20 protein-coding genes are annotated in these 17,472 nt (G+C 63.6%); 8 read left to right on the top strand and 12 right to left on the bottom strand.

Annotated features, from left to right (window positions below):
• Positions 1–468 precede the first annotated feature (468 nt).
• From NKI32_RS26815 to leuB, 3 genes are all read left to right on the top strand, one after another.
• A complete protein-coding gene (locus NKI32_RS26815) occupies positions 469–852 on the top strand; it encodes a RidA family protein (protein WP_353004439.1) in 384 nt (127 codons plus the stop codon).
• Positions 853–865: 13 nt separating this feature from the next.
• Positions 866–1,216, top strand: coding sequence for a VOC family protein (locus NKI32_RS26820; RefSeq protein WP_352596795.1), 351 nt, complete (start codon positions 866–868; stop codon positions 1,214–1,216).
• A gap of 149 nt (positions 1,217–1,365) precedes the next feature.
• Positions 1,366–2,469, top strand: coding sequence for a 3-isopropylmalate dehydrogenase (gene leuB / locus NKI32_RS26825; protein WP_023742087.1), 1,104 nt, complete (start codon positions 1,366–1,368; stop codon positions 2,467–2,469).
• An 8-nt stretch (positions 2,470–2,477) separates the two neighbouring features.
• On the opposite strand, the gene NKI32_RS26830 is transcribed toward leuB, so the two are convergent.
• The 4 genes from NKI32_RS26830 to NKI32_RS26845 form a co-directional block, all read right to left on the bottom strand.
• The gene (locus NKI32_RS26830) at positions 2,478–2,855 is read right to left on the bottom strand and encodes a MarR family winged helix-turn-helix transcriptional regulator (protein ID WP_023683823.1); all 378 of its coding nucleotides are present in this window, start codon (positions 2,853–2,855) and stop codon (positions 2,478–2,480) included.
• A gap of 70 nt (positions 2,856–2,925) precedes the next feature.
• On the bottom strand, positions 2,926–3,354 hold the full coding sequence (locus NKI32_RS26835; RefSeq protein WP_023708789.1) for an SRPBCC family protein: 429 nt from the start codon (positions 3,352–3,354) through the stop codon (positions 2,926–2,928).
• A gap of 193 nt (positions 3,355–3,547) precedes the next feature.
• Entirely contained in the window at positions 3,548–4,270 is a 723-nt protein-coding gene (locus NKI32_RS26840) for a DUF805 domain-containing protein (protein WP_023730273.1), read from the bottom strand.
• A 324-nt stretch (positions 4,271–4,594) separates the two neighbouring features.
• Positions 4,595–6,436 carry a DEAD/DEAH box helicase gene (locus NKI32_RS26845; RefSeq protein ID WP_023828756.1) on the bottom strand — a complete coding sequence of 614 codons (1,842 nt, stop codon included), beginning with the start codon at positions 6,434–6,436 and terminating at the stop codon, positions 4,595–4,597.
• A gap of 423 nt (positions 6,437–6,859) precedes the next feature.
• On the opposite strand from NKI32_RS26845, the gene NKI32_RS26850 reads away from it, so the two are divergent.
• Both NKI32_RS26850 and NKI32_RS26855 read left to right on the top strand, forming a co-directional pair.
• Positions 6,860–7,894: an aspartate-semialdehyde dehydrogenase gene (locus NKI32_RS26850; protein WP_023671698.1), complete on the top strand. Its 1,035-nt coding sequence runs from the start codon at positions 6,860–6,862 to the stop codon at positions 7,892–7,894.
• Between the two features lie 180 nt (positions 7,895–8,074).
• Positions 8,075–8,527, top strand: a complete 453-nt coding sequence (locus NKI32_RS26855) for a GNAT family N-acetyltransferase (protein WP_023742090.1) — start codon at positions 8,075–8,077, stop codon at positions 8,525–8,527.
• Positions 8,528–8,530: 3 nt separating this feature from the next.
• Here the strand turns inward: NKI32_RS26855 and NKI32_RS26860 are convergent, their stop codons facing one another.
• Positions 8,531–8,932: an ACT domain-containing protein gene (locus NKI32_RS26860; RefSeq protein WP_352514910.1), complete on the bottom strand. Its 402-nt coding sequence runs from the start codon at positions 8,930–8,932 to the stop codon at positions 8,531–8,533.
• Positions 8,933–9,288: 356 nt separating this feature from the next.
• On the opposite strand from NKI32_RS26860, the gene NKI32_RS26865 reads away from it, so the two are divergent.
• The 3 genes from NKI32_RS26865 to NKI32_RS26875 all read left to right on the top strand — a co-directional run bounded on the left by NKI32_RS26865 (position 9,289) and on the right by NKI32_RS26875 (position 10,656).
• Positions 9,289–9,699 (top strand): DoxX family protein, encoded by a 411-nt coding sequence (locus NKI32_RS26865; RefSeq protein WP_023687655.1) that lies wholly within the window; start codon positions 9,289–9,291, stop codon positions 9,697–9,699.
• Positions 9,700–9,712: 13 nt separating this feature from the next.
• The gene (locus NKI32_RS26870; RefSeq protein ID WP_023742091.1) at positions 9,713–10,240 is read left to right on the top strand and encodes an SRPBCC family protein; all 528 of its coding nucleotides are present in this window, start codon (positions 9,713–9,715) and stop codon (positions 10,238–10,240) included.
• A gap of 152 nt (positions 10,241–10,392) precedes the next feature.
• Positions 10,393–10,656: a YMGG-like glycine zipper-containing protein gene (locus NKI32_RS26875; protein WP_023683830.1), complete on the top strand. Its 264-nt coding sequence runs from the start codon at positions 10,393–10,395 to the stop codon at positions 10,654–10,656.
• An 87-nt stretch (positions 10,657–10,743) separates the two neighbouring features.
• On the opposite strand, the gene NKI32_RS26880 is transcribed toward NKI32_RS26875, so the two are convergent.
• The 7 genes from NKI32_RS26880 to NKI32_RS26910 all read right to left on the bottom strand — a co-directional run bounded on the left by NKI32_RS26880 (position 10,744) and on the right by NKI32_RS26910 (position 17,345).
• Positions 10,744–11,589, bottom strand: a complete 846-nt coding sequence (locus tag NKI32_RS26880) for an acyl-CoA thioester hydrolase/BAAT C-terminal domain-containing protein (protein WP_023736745.1) — start codon at positions 11,587–11,589, stop codon at positions 10,744–10,746.
• A gap of 87 nt (positions 11,590–11,676) precedes the next feature.
• Positions 11,677–12,078 (bottom strand): 30S ribosomal protein S16, encoded by a 402-nt coding sequence (gene rpsP / locus NKI32_RS26885; protein ID WP_023671705.1) that lies wholly within the window; start codon positions 12,076–12,078, stop codon positions 11,677–11,679.
• Between the two features lie 105 nt (positions 12,079–12,183).
• Positions 12,184–12,510, bottom strand: coding sequence for a chorismate mutase (locus tag NKI32_RS26890; protein ID WP_023671706.1), 327 nt, complete (start codon positions 12,508–12,510; stop codon positions 12,184–12,186).
• Positions 12,511–12,517: 7 nt separating this feature from the next.
• Positions 12,518–14,104, bottom strand: a complete 1,587-nt coding sequence (ffh, locus tag NKI32_RS26895; protein ID WP_353004444.1) for a signal recognition particle protein — start codon at positions 14,102–14,104, stop codon at positions 12,518–12,520.
• Between the two features lie 383 nt (positions 14,105–14,487).
• Positions 14,488–15,438 carry a CPBP family intramembrane glutamic endopeptidase gene (locus NKI32_RS26900; RefSeq protein WP_353004446.1) on the bottom strand — a complete coding sequence of 317 codons (951 nt, stop codon included), beginning with the start codon at positions 15,436–15,438 and terminating at the stop codon, positions 14,488–14,490.
• A 147-nt stretch (positions 15,439–15,585) separates the two neighbouring features.
• On the bottom strand, positions 15,586–16,185 hold the full coding sequence (locus tag NKI32_RS26905; protein ID WP_023683834.1) for a DUF1236 domain-containing protein: 600 nt from the start codon (positions 16,183–16,185) through the stop codon (positions 15,586–15,588).
• Positions 16,186–16,247: 62 nt separating this feature from the next.
• A complete protein-coding gene (locus NKI32_RS26910) occupies positions 16,248–17,345 on the bottom strand; it encodes a zinc-binding metallopeptidase family protein (protein WP_353004448.1) in 1,098 nt (365 codons plus the stop codon).
• Between the last annotated feature and the right edge of the window lie 127 nt (positions 17,346–17,472).

Raw genomic sequence — 17,472 nt, forward strand, 5'->3', positions numbered from 1 at the left:
AGGCGCAGGAGTCGGGGAACTAGGGTTTGCGGCAGCGCGGCGAACACTCGGTGTTCATGCTTGTTCCGTCGCGATCCGTCACACCAGGCCTGGCCGCCGGTGGCGGACTGGCCGGCGGATGTGAAGGAAGCAATGGACAAGGCGCAGGAGTCGGGGAACTAGGGTTTGCGGCAGCGCGGCGAACACTCGGTGTTCATGCTTGTTCCGTCGCGATCCGTCACACCCCCTCTGCCCTGCCGGGCATCTCCCGCTCAAGGGGGGAGATCAGACGTCACTCTGGCTTTCGCCAATCGCAAATGTGGAAAGCGAGAAAGGCGTCCGAACTGCTAATCTCCCCCCTTGAGGGGGAGATGGCCGGCAGGCCAGAGGGGGGTGCTGTCCCGCCGACGACCAAGATTTGCACCTGACTTGGCCCATGGCCGGCCGGCCCTTTCCCTGCAAAAGTGTCCGAAACCACAGCGAGGCTCCATGCGCACACTCATCTCCACCGGTTCGCCCTTCGAAAAAACCGCCGGCTATTCGCGCGCGGTGGTGCAGGGCGACTGGTGCTTCGTGTCGGGAACGACCGGCTACGACTATGCGACGATGACCATGCCGGAAACGGTGGAGGCGCAGACGCGCAATTGCCTGGCGACCATCGCCGAGGCGCTGAGGGATGGCGGCTTCGACATGGCTGATGTGGTGCGGGCGCATTACTACATCACCGACCAGGCCTTCGTGGACGTGGTCTTCCCCATCCTCGGCGAGGCTTTCGGCGAGATCAGGCCGGCGGCGACGATGATCGTGTGCCAGCTCAACAAGCCGGAAATGAAGATCGAGATCGAAGTCACGGCGCTGCGGCGCACGGCTTGAGGAGGCCAAAGCCATGACGGTCCGGCGCATCGTAGCCAATATCGGGACGCAGGACGCGGCGGCGGCGAAACGCTTCTATCAGGACGTGCTTGGCCTCGATGTGCTGATGGATCAGGGCTGGATCGTCACCTACGGGTCCGACGAACGGATGCAGGTGCAGATCAGCTTCATGGCCCAGGGCGGCTCCGGCACGCCGGTGCCGGACCTCTCCATCGAGGTCGACGATGTCGATGCGGCGCTGCAAGGCATGAAGGCCGCCGGCTTTGCCGTCGAATACGGTCCGGCCGACGAGCCGTGGGGCGTACGGCGGTTTTATCTGCGCGATCCGTTCGGCCGGTTGGTGAATATTTTGTCGCATAAGTGATTTGTTCCTCTCCCCCTCCTCTGTCGAGGGCGAGGAACCCACGTTCTGAGAGGCGGGCGCCGTCGTAGCGTTCTTCATCCCCTTGCGCCGCAAGCTCTTGGCGTTTAGCAAGGCCGCGGTTTCTCCAAACAGTGTTGGGACGGTTCTCCATGGCTTCGAAAAATCTTCTCCTGCTCGCCGGCGACGGCATCGGCCCCGAGGCGATGGCCGAGGTGAAGAAGCTGATCGCAGCCATGAACGTCAAGCTCGGCAGTGATTTCGTCACCGATGAGGGTCTGGTCGGCGGCTGCGCCTACGATGCGCATGGCGCGGCGATTTCGGATGCCGACATGGCAAAGGCGATGGCTGCGGACGCCGTGCTGTTCGGCGCCGTCGGCGGGCCGAAATGGGACAAGGTGCCTTACGAGGTGCGTCCCGAGGCCGGGTTGCTACGGCTGCGCAAGGATATGGAGCTGTTCGCCAATCTCCGGCCCGCCATCTGCTATCCGGCGCTGGCCGCGTCGTCCTCGCTGAAGCAGGAAGTCGTCGAGGGCCTCGACATATTGATCGTGCGCGAGCTTACCGGCGGCGTCTATTTCGGCGAGCCGAAGCAGATCATCGATCTCGGCAACGGCCAGAAGCGCGGCATCGACACGCAGGTCTACGACACGTTCGAGATCGAGCGCATTTCCGGCGTCGCCTTCGAGCTGGCGCGCACGCGCAAGAACCACGTGACATCGATGGAAAAGCGCAACGTCATGAAATCCGGGGTGCTGTGGAACGAGGTTGTCACCCAGACCCAGAAGACTCGCTATGCCGACGTCAAGCTCGACCACATGCTGGCCGATGCCGGCGGCATGCAGCTGGTGCGCTGGCCAAAGCAGTTCGACGTCATCGTCACCGACAATCTGTTCGGCGACATGCTGTCCGACATCGCCGCCATGCTGACCGGATCGATCGGCATGCTGCCGTCGGCCTCGCTCGGCGCGCCCGATGTGAAGACCAGGAAGCGCAAGGCGCTGTACGAGCCGGTGCATGGCTCGGCGCCCGACATTGCCGGACAGGGCATCGCCAACCCGATCGCCATGATCGCGTCGTTTGCCATGTGCATGCGATATTCCTTCGGCATGGTCGATGAGGCCGACAAGCTCGAAGGCGCAATAGCCGCCGTGCTCGACGACGGGCTGCGGACGAAGGATATTTTGTCCGAGGGCATGACCGAAGTCGGCACTGTCGCAATGGGCGATGCCATCATCGCCAAGTTCCTGGCTTAGCGGCCGACTCAGCGGATCTCGCCGGCCAGCCGTTTCAGCAGGCCGACGAGTTGCGCCTCATCCACGGTTGAGAAAAAAGCAGCGTCGGCGGCTTCGACGGCGACGATAGCGCGCTGGACTGCGGCCGTCCCCGTCGTGGAGACGCGGATCACCTTGGCGCGGGAATCCCGCGGGTCGGTGTCCCGCACAATCAGTCCCTTTGCCTCAAGCCGGGCGACGACGTCCGACGTCATCTTCACCTCGGTGCCGGCCTGCGCGGCGAGTTGGACCTGGTTGGGCGGCTCGCCATATCGGCCGAGCCACATCGCCGAAGCCAGCAGCACGAACTGGACATGGGTAAGGTCAAGCGGGGCCAGCGCCGCCGTCATGACGCGCTGCCAGCGCATGGTGGTTCGCCAGAGCAGCAAGCCGGGGCTCTCGGATGGTCCGCTGAAGCGCGTGTTCAGATCCCCTTGATCAGCCACCGTTCGCCAACACCATTGCCTGCTCGAACAGTTTAGCCATCGAAGTGTCGAAATCGCCGCTGATCTGCGGCCCGAGCTCTGGTCCGACCTCGGCGGCCGATGGGCCGGAAATCTCGAGGCGATGAGTCACTTGAGTGCCACCCTCGACCGGCGTCAGCGTATGCCTGAACAGCAGTTTCGTGTCGCCGAACGAGGTCTCGTCGGCATAGGTTACAGCGTCGACGAGGTCGACGATCGTCGATTCGAAGGTGTCCTGCCCGACGGGCGTTACAGAGACGCGGGTGCCCTTGGCGAACGGGCCGTGCAGCACGAAGGTATCGGAGCCTTCGTAGGTGAGGCGGCCTTCGTGCAGCGCCTTGAGCGCGTTCCAGATGGCCTGCGCCGAAAGGGGGGAAATTGCGGTGTACTCGTTGGTCCACATTTGTCTTGGCTCCATCATCCGTTTTCGATCGTCGATTTGATGATTGCACAGATTGTCTGTGCACAGACTAAATGGCAAGAGAAATATTTCGTTCGTTCGGTCAAAACAGCAGCTGCCTTCCCGGCTGCGACCTAAGCCATTGTTATAGCACGGCTGTCCGCAAACAGCCGGCTGCTCATTTCTTGGTGCGGGTCTAGGCTCCGCCTCCTCTAGGCACCGGCCCCCACTGGTTTTCGTGGGCCTGGGTCGGGATCAATCCGAGTATCAGCGCGAGGATCAGCGTAGCCGGAGCGAACATGAAGGTGATTGCGAAGTAAGGTATTGCCAGCCAGCCGGTCAGGCCGATGTCGTGCAAGCGGCGCACGACGAGCCCGACCCAGGGCAGGAACGTCGCTAGCCAAAACAGCCCCCAGACGCCGATCATCACAATCGGCCAGTTGCCGGCATCGAAATTGCCGACGGCCTGGTCGGCGAGGGCGCCGGCAATTCCGACCAGGATGAAGCTGACGGTCCAGAACAGGCAGTAGCCCCAGAATTCCTTGCGGCGGGCGCGTTCGGCGAAGTTGATGTAGTTGCGCGTCACGCCTCGCCAGAAATAACCCGGCAGTCCGCTATCGCGAACCGCGCCGTCTTCCGCCAGGCGGCCGAAATGCTGTGGGGCGGCTGAAGCGGCAGCCGCCTTGGGCGGCGCGGCGCTTGCCGCTGGCGCAGCGGTGGCGGGACTGGCGGGCTGGGCGCGGATTGAAAAAACGTCGCGCGCCTGACCGCTTGCCGGCAGAAACTCGACCACAGCGCCGTTCGCGATCACGGTATCACGGCGCAGATCCTCGCGCGCGAAGGTGTAGCGGTTGCCGTCCGCCCCGGTGATGAAGCCGAAACCCTGGGCCTCGTCATAGTGAAGAACTTCGCCGCGCATTTAGCCTCGCCCCCGTGCAGGCACAGACTGTTCAAAGTTGCGGCGGACTGCAAGGGGGTGGACGAAATGGAGGGCGAACGGTTCAGGCATGAGTTGCTTTATTTTCCGGTGCGTTGGCGCTGCCCCTCACCTGCCTGCCGGCATCCTCTCCCCGTATAGTGGCGGGGAGAGGGGTCGCTGTTATCGACGATTCCGCCAATCGCCAACGTTGCAAGAGAGCGCCAAGGCTGCGGTCAGCCCTTTCTCCCCGTCACTATACGGGGAGAAACGCCCGGCAGGGCAATGAGGGGCAGCGCCTACATCTGTAATTGGCCGATAAGAGCCTCAAACCGGCCGCTTCTTCGGTTTCTTGTTCTTCGGCGGTCCAGCCTTGTCGAATTTCGGTTTCCCGGCCCAAGGCTTTGCATCGCCGGGGGGCCGTTCCCGCTTCTCGAATTTCGGCTTGTGTGCGCTTTGCGGCGCCTCGAACGGGCGCTTGCCGCGATGCGGCTTCTTGTCGGGCTTCGGCGCCTGGTAGCCGGCCCGCGACAGGTCGGGCGTGCCGTCCAGGCGCTTCACCGCAATGTTGCCCTGCAATTTCTTGTCGGGGCCGACGGCGGCGAGGAAGCGATCGGCCCAGTCGGCCGCGATCTGCACGTAGGTCTCATCCTGCTGCATCTTGATGGAGCCGATCTCGCGCTTGGAGATGTTGCCGGTGCGGCACAGCATCGGGATCAGCCAGCGCGGCTCGGCATTTTGCTTGCGCCCGATCGACAGCGAGAACCAGACACTGTCGCCGAAGTCGTCGCGCCGGCTTGGCGCTTCATCGCGGCGCTCGAATTTTTCGCCCGCCGGTTTGTCACGCGAAGGCGTGAACGGTGCGACATCCGTAAGCTCCTCGGGCGCCGAGCGGCTGGCGCGGCATTGGCGCACGAAGGCGGCCGCAATCTGTTCGGCGCCATGCCTGGCCAGAAGCGTGTCGACGAAACCGCGCTCGTCCTCGGCTACCGGCTCGTCGAAGACTGGATCGGCAAGGATGCGCTCGTCATCGCGCTTGATCACGTCGTCGGCCGAGGGCGGGCTCGCCCATGTCGCCTTCAGCCCTGCATTCTGCAGCAGGCGCTCGGTGCGCTTGCGGGCGCCGTTGGGCACGATCAGCGCGCTGACACCCTTGCGGCCGGCGCGGCCGGTACGGCCGCTGCGATGCAGCAGCGTTTCGGGATTGGTCGGCAGATCGGCATGGATGACCAGTTCGAGATTGGGCAGGTCGATGCCGCGCGCGGCGACATCCGTGGCGATGCAGACTTTGGCGCGTCCGTCGCGCATCGCCTGCAGCGCGTGGGTGCGTTCGTTCTGGCTGAGCTCGCCCGACAGTGCGACGACGGAAAAATTGCGGTTGTTGAAGCGTGCCGTCAGATGATTGACGGCGGCGCGGGTGTTGCAGAACACCAGCGCGTTCTTCGCCTCGTAAAAGCGCAGCACGTTGATGATGGCGTTCTCGCGGTCGGGATAGGCGACATTCAGCGCCCGGTATTCGATATCGAGATGCTGCTTTTCCTCGCCGCCGGCCGAGATGCGTACGGCGTCGCGCTGATAGCCTTGCGCCAGCGTGGCGATCGAGCGCGGCACGGTGGCCGAAAACATCAGCGTGCGGCGCTGAGCCGGTGCGGCATCGAGGATGAATTCGAGGTCCTCGCGAAAGCCGAGGTCGAGCATCTCGTCGGCCTCGTCCAGCACCACGGCTTTCAGCGCCGACATGTCGAGGGAGTTGCGGGTGATGTGGTCGCGCAGGCGGCCGGGCGTGCCGACGACGATGTGGGCGCCGCGCTCCAGCACGCGCCGTTCGGAGCGCATGTCCATGCCGCCGACGCAGGACGCGACGGTGGCGCCGGTCGGCGCGTAGAGCCATTGCAATTCGCGCATCACCTGCAAAGCGAGCTCGCGCGTCGGCGCCACGGCCAGCGCCAGCGGTGCGCCAGCCTGGTCAAAACGTTCGGCGCTTCCAAGAAGGGTCGGCGCCAAAGCGAGGCCGAAGGCGACGGTCTTGCCTGAGCCGGTCTGCGCCGACACCAGAGCGTCGGACTCGCCGAGCTCCAGCACGGCCTTCTGCACTGGCGTCAGCTCGGTATAGCCGCGTTTTTCCAGCGCTTCTGCCAGCGCAGGAACAATAGCTTCGAAATTGGACATCTCACTCTTTCGGAATTCAGGGTCTGGGCTCATCATGGAGCACATGCCGGGGCTGACGCACGCCAGCCAAACACTATTTGGGCGTTCGTACTTCTTGCGGCCGCTATTGTACAGGGCAGGCGTGTGCCTGGCCGCAATTGACTCCTGACGCAAACCGCGTAAAAGCCGGCATCGAACGGGATCATTTTCGATGCGCGGCCTTCTGATGGCTCTTCTTGCATTCGACTTCCCCGGCCACAATCATGGGGCCGGGCGCGTTGGCGCGTCTTACCGTTCCAGCAAAACTATGGCCAAAACCACCACCAAAACGGTGTGATTCCCTTGGCCTAACCACCCTCTCCCGGGTCCGGCCCGGGGGACGAAACCCGCATTGGCCGGCGGGTTTTCTCCAAAAACCAAGCGGAGAGGGACAGGAGATTTCTGATGAGTTTCAAGGTTGCGGTAGTCGGCGCCACGGGCAATGTGGGTCGCGAAATGCTCAACATACTGGAAGAGCGCGGCTTTCCGGTAAGCGAAGTCGTGGCGCTGGCCTCGCGGCGCAGCCAGGGCACCGAAGTGTCGTTCGGCGACCGTTCGCTGAAGGTCAAGACGCTCGACCAGTATGATTTTTCCGACACCGACATCTGCATCATGTCGGCCGGCGGCAACGTCTCGAAGGAGTGGTCGCCGAAGATCGGCAAGCAGGGCTGCGTCGTCATCGATAACTCGTCGGCCTTCCGCTATGATCAGGACGTGCCGCTGATCGTGCCGGAAGTGAACCCGGATGCGATCTCGCTGTTCACCCGCAAGAACATCATCGCCAATCCGAACTGCTCGACGGCGCAGCTGGTCGTGGCGCTGAAGCCGCTGCACGATGTTGCCACCATCAAGCGCGTCGTCGTCGCCACCTATCAATCGGTATCCGGCGCCGGCAAGGAAGGCATGGACGAACTCTTTACACAAACCCGCGCGGTGTTCGTCGCCGATGGCGTCGAGGTCAAGAAGTTCACCAAGCGCATCGCCTTCAACGTCATTCCGCACATCGACGTCTTCCTCGACGACGGCTCGACCAAGGAAGAGTGGAAGATGGTCGCCGAGACCAAGAAGATGCTCGACCCCAAGATCAAGCTGACGGCGACCTGTGTGCGCGTGCCGGTGTTCATCGGCCATTCCGAAGCCGTCAACATCGAGTTCGAAAAGCCGATCACCGCCGACGAGGCGCGCGATATCCTGCGCGAAGCGCCAGGCTGCCAGGTCTTGGACAAGCGCGAGGATGGCGGCTACATCACGCCGCTGGAATCGGCCGGCGAGGACGCCACCTTCATCTCGCGCATCCGCGAGGATTCGACCATCGACAACGGCCTGTCGATGTGGATCGTCTCCGACAATCTGCGCAAGGGCGCGGCGCTGAACGCGGTGCAGATCGCCGAGCTGCTGGTCGAGCGCGGCCTGATCCAGCCGAAGAAGAAGGCGGCATAGTTTATTCGCTCACGGGCCGTATCGCCGCTGCCGCGGCGGGCCCCCCGCGGGGGCGCCGGAAAGCCGGCGGCCCGCAGTCGCGGGCTCGGCCTTCGGCCGAAGCCTTCCTTCTCCCCGTTCACGGGGAGAAGGTCCCGGCAGGGGGATGAGGGCAGCGCTGACCTCTGTTGAGAAAAGCCTTTGAACGATCCCACCAAAATCGTGCTGCGCCCCGCCACGGCTTTGGATGCCGCGACCATCGCCATTGTCATGCGGGCCGCACTTGGTTCGTTCTCCTGGATGCCGGTCATCCACACGCCGGATGAGGATCTTGCCTTCATCCGCGAGATCGTGCTGTCCCGGCAGCAGGTGACGGTCGCCGAGGCCGGCACCGGCATTGTCGGCTTCATTGCCCTGAGCGGCGATTGGGTGGAACAGCTCTATCTCGACCCCGCCTGGACGGGGCAAGGCATCGGCAGCCGGCTGCTGGTGCAAGCGACCGCCGCGCTACGGATCGTCAAACTGCATTGCTTCCAGGCCAACACCGGCGCGCGTCGCTTCTACGAGCGCCATGGCTTTCGCCCCGAGGTGTTCGGCGAGGGCACCACCAACGAAGAAGGCCTGCCGGATATCCTCTACGTGCGTCGCGCTTGATACTCAGCCGGCGCTATCCTTGGCCAGTTGGCGCAATAACTCCATCGCTTCCTCGGCCCGCTCAGCGGGCACGAACAGATGGTCATGATAGAAAGCAGAGACCGGATTGACGCCCATGCCGGCGGCGGCCAGCCGGGCGGTGATGGCGGCGAGGAAGCCGACGGCTTCCAGCGAGGAGTGGACGTTCAGGGTGATCATGCGGCAGCGGAAGGCGGACTGCAGCCCGGCGGCCTGGTCTTCGGGCAAGATCAGCGTCGTGCCCTCCTTCTCGCGAAACAGCATCACCGGATTGAGCGTCTCGGGAACCGGTGCACCGGGGACCAGGGTGGCGAAGACATGGACGCCGGGAAGCAGTTCCGGCGTCATCGCCGCCAGCAGCTTTTTCAGATCAGTCTCGCCAGCCATTCGCTCGTCTCTCGCCCAGCCCTATCAATAGCCGTGACTGGTGGATGTCGATAGTCCGTCAAGGTGGAGGGACAGCGCCCCCTCTGCCCTGCCGGGCATCTCCCCCGCAAGCAGGGAGATCGGCGGTTTCGATGCTCCGCTCATTCATGGAGCATTGCCGAAGCGGTCGAGCGTGTAATCTCCCCCCTTGCGGGGGAGATGGCCGGCAGGCCAGAGGGGGGTGTGAAGGATCGCCACGCAGCGGCTTTTGCTTGCTGCTATCCAAAAAGAATCCGCACCCTGTAGGATCGCCGCCCCATCGCTCGTCCTTGGTCCGAAGCCGGCAAACGGCTCGAACCGCTTAGGAGGGAACACCCGTGAGTATTTCTCAAACCATGCCCGTCTCATCGGGCGCCCTGTGGACCGGCCGCGTGCTCAGCGGCCTCATCATCCTGTTCATGATCTTCGACGGCGTCATCAAGCTGCCGCCGCTCGATGTCGTCACCCAGACCATGGTGCCGCTCGGCTGGCCGGCCGATGTCAATGTTGCGCGCACGCTCGGCATTATCGGGCTGATCTCGACCGCGCTCTATGCGCTGCCCCGCACCTCGGTGCTCGGCGCCATCCTGCTCACCGGCTATCTCGGCGGCGCCATCGCCACAAACATGCGCGTCGGCAGCCCGTTGTTTTCGCACACGCTGTTTAGCGTCTATCTCGGCATCATCCTGTGGGGCGGTCTCTATCTGCGCGACCCAAGCGTGCGCGCCCTGATCCCGTTCAGCCGTTAAGCGAGGAGAAAACATGCTCAGCACCATTCTCATCCTCCTGGTCGTCATCATCGCCGCCGTGCTCATCTATGCGGCGACGAGGTCGAATGATTTCGTCACCGCCCGCACCGCCAGCATCAAGGCCGCGCCGGAAGCGATCTTTCCGCTGATCAACAATTTCAAGCACTGGCCGGAATGGTCACCCTACGAAAAGCTCGACCCGCTGATGAAGCGCACGCTGTCGGGCGCTGATACCGGCAAGGGCGCCGCCTACGCCTGGGAAGGCAATGCCAAGGCCGGCAAGGGACGCATGGAGATCGTCAATTCCGTGCCATCCTCGCTCGTGTCGCTGAAGCTTGACTTCGAGAAGCCGTTCCGGGCCAACAACAGCGTCGACTTCACCCTGAAGCCCTCGGGCGACACCACCGCAGTCACCTGGGCAATGCGCGGCAGCCGGCCCTTCATTGCCAAGCTTTTGGGCCTCTTCATGAATTTCGATACGCTGATCGGCAAGGATTTCGAGGCTGGCCTCGCCAATCTGAAGAAGGCCACTGAAAGGTAAAACGTCCTGCATTTCAACAAGCTCGGCGGCGGTCGTTACGAATGTGACAGGCGCGCGCACCGGGATCTCTCACGTCTTCGGGATCAAATCAGCTGTCTGGGAGTTAGAGCCGTGGCGGCGAGGACGGCGATCCGCGTGAGAGAGGAACGACAATGAAAAAAGCGATGATCATTCTGGTACTGGCGACCGCACTGGGTGCGTGCTCGCAAACCGAAAAGGGTGCCGCGGTCGGCGGCCTCGGCGGCGCGGCGGTTGGCGCAGCTGTGGCAAATGATCCGGTTCAGGGCGCCGTCGTCGGCGGCGCCGTCGGCGCCGTGGCCGGCGCGCTGATCGGCCGTGCCAGCGAAAGCGGTCAATGTCGCTACCGCGGCCGCAACGGGCGCACCTATATCGCCAGCTGCCCCGACGGTTATTGAACACAGCCAGGTCCAACATCGGAAACCGGCGGCTATAGATCGCCGGTTTCGCTGTTGCCCAAGGCAGCTGGACCATGGCTGCCTGCGCTACAGCAATCCCCGGATATGCTCCCAAGCCAGGCGGCCCAGGCGCGTGTCGGCGTCGTCATTGCCGCCATGGGCATGCAGCCTCGAGCGCGGCGTGATTTCGCCCGGCAGCAGAATGCGGTGGCCGGCGTCGGGCACTGAGACGAGGCAGGTGGTCATTGCGGTGTCCTGGCGACACCGAACGATCGACTGGGCAAAATCCAGCGATGGCCATAGCGCGTCGTCGCCGCCCGCAACCAGAACAATGTCGGCTGAAATAGCTTCGACGGGAATGGCAGCCTTGGCCGCTGCGTCCTTGAAGGTTTGCAAGGCACGTAGGAAGAGCCCCCGGTAGGACACCAGACCATCGACATACTCAGCGTTCCAAGCGGGATTGCTTGGGACAAACGGCAAAGGAATCCCCTCGAGCGTCCACGACGATCGTTCCGGCCAGCTGACGCCGTCGCGGCCCGGCCCGATATTGCCCCAGACCACCGATGTCGGGCTGATCGCAACCACGAGGCCGATGCGTGGATCGTGAGCCGCCGCAAGCAGGGAGGCCTCGGCGCCTTTCGAGGTCCCGACATAGACGATGCGCCGGCATCCCATCTGGACAAGATAGTCGGTCGCCGCGAAAAACGTTTCGAGCGGGATCTCGCAAATGCCGGGCACCTGACCTTCGCCGCCAAACCATTGCAGCGCGAGAGCGGATGCTCCTTCCTTGGCAAAGAGCCGGGCGCGGGTGACGTCGATGCGGCCGCTCGATCCGCTGAGCACGACGACGCCTGTCGTGGCGCCGGCGCATCGCAACAGCGTTCCGGCTACGCCGCCGAAAAGGGTCTCTTCCGTGACGGTCCGCTCAGTCATCTTTCGTTCGAACGCATATGACATCGCCGCACATTAGCAAAACGGCGGGCACAGGCCCGCCGTTTTGTCGATGCGATGACGCGATGCTTATTCGGCGGTGGCGGCTTCCGCTTCGGCCGGGGCTGCAGCAGCGGCGGCAACGGCGGCGGCAGCGTCTTCCTGGGCCTTCTTCAGCAGAGAGGCGCGTTCCTGCGCCTTCTTGCCGGGCTCGGCCTTCTTCGGGTTGGAGCGGGCTTCGCGCTTGAGGAGGCCGGCCTCATCGAGGAAGCGCAGCACGCGGTCGGTCGGCTGGGCGCCGTGCGACAGCCAATGCTTGACGCGGTCGGCGTCGACCTTGACGCGCTCGCCGTCCTTGGGCAGCAGCGGGTTCCACGAGCCGATCGACTCGATGAACCGGCCGTCGCGCGGCGAACGGGCGTCGGCAATGACGACGTGGTAGTAAGGGCGCTTCTTCGAGCCCGCACGGGCCAGTCTGATCTTCAAGGGCATTTCATTTCTCCTAAAATTTCTGATGTCAGTGTTGGGTTAATGGCTTTGTCTGGTGCAGGTCGTTGTCCCAAAACCGCTGCGCACTTTTGGGCGACATGCACTTTGTTAGCCGGTTTTGCTTGCGCCGTTGGACGCGGCGATCTGCTCGTGATGGCGGATCACTTCGCGGACGACGAAGTTGAGGAATTTTTCCGCGAAATCGGGGTCGAGATGGGCGTCCTTCGCCAACTGGCGAAGGCGGGTGATCTGCTCCTGCTCGCGCGCCGGGTCGGCGGGCGGCAGGCCATGCTCGGCCTTGAGCACGCCGACCGCCTTGGTGCAGCGGAAGCGCTCGGCCAGCATATGGATAAGGGCGGCGTCGATGTTGTCGATCGAGGCGCGATAGCCGGCCAGGATGGTGCGTGCGTCGGCCATGTCTTTTTCTTCGTTCATAGCGTCCTCACTTCTTCTTTCCGAGACCGGGCAGACCACCGCCGCCAAGGCCGGGAAGCTTCATGCCGCCGGGCAGACCGGGCAGGCCACCGCCGCTCGGGGTGGGCAGGCCCTTCATGCCGCCAAGACCGGGCATCTGCTTCTGCAAGGCTTCGAGCTGCTTGGGATCCATCTTGGAGAGGTCGGGCATGCCGCCGCCCATCATGCCCCCGGGGCCGCCCGGCATCATGCCGCCGAGGCCCATCTTGGAGGCAAGGCCGCCCATCATGCCGCGCATCAGGCCGCCGCCTTTGCCCTTGCCGCCCATCGCCTTCATCATGTCGGCCATGCCGCGATGCATCTTCAAGAGCTTGTTGATCTCGGCCGCATCGGTGCCGGAGCCGGCGGCGATGCGCTTCTTGCGCGAATGTTTCAGCATGTCCGGATTGGCGCGCTCGGCCTTGGTCATCGACGAGATGATGGCGAGTTGGCGGCCGAACATCTTGTCGTCGAGGCCGGCGGCCGCCATCTGGTCCTTCATTTTGCCCATGCCGGGCATCATGCCCATGATGCCGCCCATGCCGCCCATTTTCGACATCTGCTGAAGCTGGCCGGCAAGGTCGTTCAGGTCGAACTTGCCCGACTGCATCTTCTTGGCCATCGCCGCCGCCTGCTCGGCGTCGATGTTTTCGGCGGCCTTTTCGACCAGCGAGACGATGTCGCCCATGCCGAGGATGCGGTCTGCAATACGCTTGGGGTGGAATTCCTCCAGCCCGTCCATCTTTTCGCCGGTGCCGATCAGCTTGATCGGCTTGCCGGTGACGGCGCGCATCGAAAGCGCGGCACCGCCACGGCCGTCGCCGTCCATGCGAGTCAGCACCAGGCCGGTGATGCCGACGCGCTCGTCGAAGCTTTTGGCAAGGTTGACGGCGTCCTGGCCGGTCAGCGAATCCGCGACCAGCAGGATTTCGTGCGGGCTCGACATCTTCTTGATGTCGGCCATCTCCACCATCAGCGGCTCATCGATATGGGTGCGGCCGGCGGTGTCGAGGATGACGACGTCGTGACCGCCGAGCTTGGCTGCCTGGACGGCGCGCCTGGCGATGTCGACCGGGTTCTGGCCCGCAATGACAGGCAGGGTCGCGACTTTGACCTGCTCGCCGAGCTGGCGCAGCTGCTCTTGCGCCGCGGGCCGCCGCGTGTCGAGCGAGGCCATCAGAACCTTCTTGTTCTGGCGCTCGGTCAGGCGCTTGGCGATCTTGGCCGAGCTCGTCGTCTTGCCGGAGCCCTGCAGGCCGACCATCATGATGACGACCGGCGCCGGCGCATTGAGGTCGATGGCGACGCCCTCAGCGCCGAGCATGTCGACCAGCTCGTCATGGACGATCTTGACGACCATCTGCCCGGGCTTGATCGACTTTACGACAGCCGCGCCGACGGCCTTCTCGCGCACCTTGTCGGTGAAGGAACGCACCACTTCCAGCGCAACGTCGGCTTCGAGCAGCGCACGGCGCACCTCGCGCAACGCCGCGGAGACATCAGCCTCCGACAGCGCGCCGCGGCCGGTCAGGCCGTTCAGGATGGAGCCAAGGCGCTCCTGAAGTGATTCAAACATTGGTCAACCCGCCGCGCGAGAGCGCCTTGGATTCATGGTGATCCCTGTCGGGCCGATGGCCCTCCACGCCTCTTGTGCGCTCCTGCAACGAGTTAAACATTCCGTTTCCTTTTTCTCAGGCACCCCGATGGTGCCCGAGAGGTAGTGCGTTCGCGCCGCTCATCCAAGCAAAGCTCAAAACCAAAAAGCACCCGGGGGCGCTCAGCGCTGCCGGGTGTTGGCCTCCAGGATCTGTTTACAGCACCCACCTCAAAAGGTTTTGGCGTCCTGGTCGGCTTGCTCGGAGGGATACTCGTCGCGGATTTCGGGGCTGTAGACAGGAAATCGGCCGAAGAGTCAAGACAAGGGCGGCTTGCCGATCTCTGGATCGGTCCCTGTTTAGTTCACCCTGCATCCCGAGGGTCGGCCGTAACCTTCAGCGGCGAGCGCGGGTGCAGAAGCAGCAGGATCGTCAGCAAGGTGCAGACGATACCGATGGCGGCGATGATGACGGCATCCGTCGTCGTCCAGTCCGGACCTTCCAGCGGCTTGGCGTTGAACAGGGCGAAGGAATTGTAGTTCTCCTGATGCGAGATCAGCAGGAAGCCGGTGAGATTGTTGCCGAGATGGGCGCCGAAGGCGGCGCCGAGATTGCCGGTGACATAAACCACCAGCGTCAACAGCAAGGCGAACGCGGCGATCGAGGCCAGCACGCAGGCGTTGATGGCGGGGGTCGAGCCCGGGCTCCAATGCAAGGAGGTGAACAGCAAAGCGGGCAATAGCGCCCACACGTAAGGGCTCTCGAAGCGCTTGGCCAGGCCGCGCAGCAGATAGCCGCGAAACAGCATCTCCTCGGACGAGGTCTGCAGCAGGGTCAGCGCCACGATCGGGAGCAGGAACAGCAGCCAGGTCGACAGGTTGATCGTGCCGCGGGCGATTTCGGGCTGTAGCCAGTAGAGCAGGATTTCGGAAAGCGCCGATGTGATCAGCACCGCGACCAAGCCCTTGAGGAAGCCCGACAAGGACACGCGGCGGCTGGCACCGAAAAGCGCCGAGAGCGGCTCGCCATGGACGAAACGCATGGCAAGCCAGAGGCCGAGCCAGATGCCGGTAAACGAGGTGAGTGCGGTGAGTATGCCGATGGGCGAGGCCAGAAAGCCCTGAAGCGGCCCGCGCGGATCGTCCGGCAATACATGCCAGACGATCGCGACATAGGTGCCGCCAAGCACCACAACCAGGGTGATCGCCACCCAGAACAGGACGACGACTGCCGTTCCAATTATCAGCCGCGGCAGGTTCGTCTTTTCGGTGGCCGTGTTGCTATAGCGCTCGAAGGCGGCTGGATCTGATATCACGCGAGTTCCTCTGCCGAACGCATCGGGTCGCATGATCTAGGGGATCGTTGGCTCTCGCGCAATTGCTGCTGTTCAGCGACCCTTGTGCCGCCCTCAGCCTCGGCAGGAGGGCGGCACGAGTTCACTTGTCATTCTTTCCAGGCAAAATCAGCGCACGACGTACATGATGCGCCGTGTCTGCGGGTCGACCAGCGCCTGCTGGCCATTCACATAGACGTAGCGGTAGCGGTAGTCGGGGATTTCGCGTAGTTCGACCGTGTCGGGCAAGGTAGCACCGGTCACCACCTCGCCCTCGAGATAGACAGGATCGAGCCGGTGCGTGCTGACATAGGTGCCGACTTCCGCCGGTGGCCTGTCGATGGCGTCGACGGGGCCGTCGTCGGACAGAATCGCACCGGTATAGGTATCGGGATAATCATCCTGCGGCGGTGTAACCACGGTGATGGCGGCGTCGGCGGGGCGGCGTGTCAGAACGACCCGGTTGCCGCCGAAATCGGCCGTGACATAGTCGGAATAGACCCAGCCCTGGCCTCCGGCTTCGGCAATGGTGCACCATTTGCTGTTTTCGATGCAGCCATTGAGCGTCGCCGACTGGCCGGCGGCGAGCACGCCGATCACGGGATATTGCGGGCCGGGGCCGGCGCGCACATTAAGATCGGTGACGGCCGAGACGGCGGTATCGGCGAGTGCCGCACCCGACATCGCGACAAGCGCCCCGGCGACGGCCGGAAACAATATGCGTCTCATGGTTTCTCTCCCTTTCATGGTCCCTCGCGACACCCAACGAAACCAGAGCGCATGCGTTCCGGCTAAAATACCGACGCCAGCTCACGATTTGTTCCGGTTTCTTTCGGCAAACCGGTCAAAAGCTCATGCACGAAGCTGAGTTTCTGCGCCGTCACGTCCGAAATGACGAAGGGATAGAGGTCGGGCAGGCCCATGCAGCGGTTGATCGAGTTTGAGGCTTCCGAGAGTACCAGCCAGCGGGCGAGAATCTTTCCGAACGGCTCGGGCACGGCGTTGGGTTCCGCGGGCGCCGCCTGCAACCGGCCGCCGGTGTCGCCTTGCGGCAGCACATTGGTCTCCATCGTCTCAAGCTGGCCGAGTGGAAAATTCAGCGCGTGCACCATCTCCAGCGTGTCGGTGATGTGGAGATGGTGCGCCCAGGTCTCGGCCCAGTCCTCCCATGGATGCGACGTCGCATAGGCGGAGATGTGGTTCTGCTGCCAGTCGGGCGCAGCGCCATTGGCGTAATAGGCCTTCAGCGCCTGCTCGTAGTCCGGGCGTTCGTCGCCGAACAGCGCCCGGAAGGCTTCGAGCCGTTGCGGCACGTCGCGGATCAGCCGGTCCCAGTAGTAATGGCCAAGCTCATGACGGAAATGACCAAGCAGCGTGCGGTAATTTTCGCCCATCTCGACGCGCCGCCGCTCGCGCTCGGCCGAGTCCGCCTCGGCGACGTTGAGCGTGATCAGGCCGTTGTCGTGGCCGGTAAGGATGCGTTCGCCGCCGGGACCGCCGCCGATCGGATCGGCAATGAAGTCGAAGGCGAGGCCGATTTCATCGCCGGGGTTGTGCTTGGGCGCTACCGGAAGGCCGAAGGCGAGCAGCGAATAGACGGCGCGCTTCTTGGCCGCCTCGACGCGAATCCAGCGGCGGCGGTTGCCGTCGACGGAGAGGTCGGGGATCAGCTGGTTCAGCACGCAGGCGCGGCAGTAGGTATGGCCCGGTTCGGCCATCCAGTTGCAGGCGCATTCATCCGCATTGGTGCAGTGGAAGATGCCGTCGACATCAGTCAAGGCAAAGCGCGCATGCTCGGGATCGTAAAGCACGAGACTCCCGCAATTCAGGCACTGCGCATTCTCGAAGTAGAGGCGGTGGCCGCAATGCGGGCAGTCGAACAGTTTCATGTCGATCTCGATGCGTCAGGCGTTGGCGTATGGCGTCAGAGGAGGAATATGGTGCGGAGCGGCGCCTCGCCCAAACGCCCGCCACGGGCCGCCGTTCCATGCCCCCGCCACCTCTTTTTACCCGAGC

The sequence above is a fragment of the Mesorhizobium sp. M0761 genome, assembly GCF_040320205.1.
In the GTDB taxonomy this organism is placed as follows: Bacteria; Pseudomonadota; Alphaproteobacteria; order Rhizobiales; family Rhizobiaceae; genus Mesorhizobium.

Bases quoted from the DNA above. Each gene is read 5' to 3' on its own strand.
- NKI32_RS26815 (WP_353004439.1), top strand. From the start codon at position 469: ATGCGCACACTCATCTCCACCGGTTCGCCCTTCGAAAAAACCGCCGGC.
- NKI32_RS26820 (WP_352596795.1), top strand. From the start codon at position 866: ATGACGGTCCGGCGCATCGTAGCCAATATCGGGACGCAGGACGCGGCG.
- leuB (WP_023742087.1), top strand. From the start codon at position 1,366: ATGGCTTCGAAAAATCTTCTCCTGCTCGCCGGCGACGGCATCGGCCCC.
- NKI32_RS26830 (WP_023683823.1), bottom strand. From the start codon at position 2,855: ATGCGCTGGCAGCGCGTCATGACGGCGGCGCTGGCCCCGCTTGACCTT.
- NKI32_RS26835 (WP_023708789.1), bottom strand. From the start codon at position 3,354: ATGTGGACCAACGAGTACACCGCAATTTCCCCCCTTTCGGCGCAGGCC.
- NKI32_RS26840 (WP_023730273.1), bottom strand. From the start codon at position 4,270: ATGCGCGGCGAAGTTCTTCACTATGACGAGGCCCAGGGTTTCGGCTTC.
- NKI32_RS26845 (WP_023828756.1), bottom strand. From the start codon at position 6,436: ATGTCCAATTTCGAAGCTATTGTTCCTGCGCTGGCAGAAGCGCTGGAA.
- NKI32_RS26850 (WP_023671698.1), top strand. From the start codon at position 6,860: ATGAGTTTCAAGGTTGCGGTAGTCGGCGCCACGGGCAATGTGGGTCGC.
- NKI32_RS26860 (WP_352514910.1), bottom strand. From the start codon at position 8,932: ATGGCTGGCGAGACTGATCTGAAAAAGCTGCTGGCGGCGATGACGCCG.
- NKI32_RS26870 (WP_023742091.1), top strand. From the start codon at position 9,713: ATGCTCAGCACCATTCTCATCCTCCTGGTCGTCATCATCGCCGCCGTG.
- NKI32_RS26875 (WP_023683830.1), top strand. From the start codon at position 10,393: ATGAAAAAAGCGATGATCATTCTGGTACTGGCGACCGCACTGGGTGCG.
- NKI32_RS26880 (WP_023736745.1), bottom strand. From the start codon at position 11,589: ATGACTGAGCGGACCGTCACGGAAGAGACCCTTTTCGGCGGCGTAGCC.
- rpsP (WP_023671705.1), bottom strand. From the start codon at position 12,078: ATGCCCTTGAAGATCAGACTGGCCCGTGCGGGCTCGAAGAAGCGCCCT.
- NKI32_RS26890 (WP_023671706.1), bottom strand. From the start codon at position 12,510: ATGAACGAAGAAAAAGACATGGCCGACGCACGCACCATCCTGGCCGGC.
- ffh (WP_353004444.1), bottom strand. From the start codon at position 14,104: ATGTTTGAATCACTTCAGGAGCGCCTTGGCTCCATCCTGAACGGCCTG.
- NKI32_RS26905 (WP_023683834.1), bottom strand. From the start codon at position 16,185: ATGAGACGCATATTGTTTCCGGCCGTCGCCGGGGCGCTTGTCGCGATG.
- NKI32_RS26910 (WP_353004448.1), bottom strand. From the start codon at position 17,345: ATGAAACTGTTCGACTGCCCGCATTGCGGCCACCGCCTCTACTTCGAG.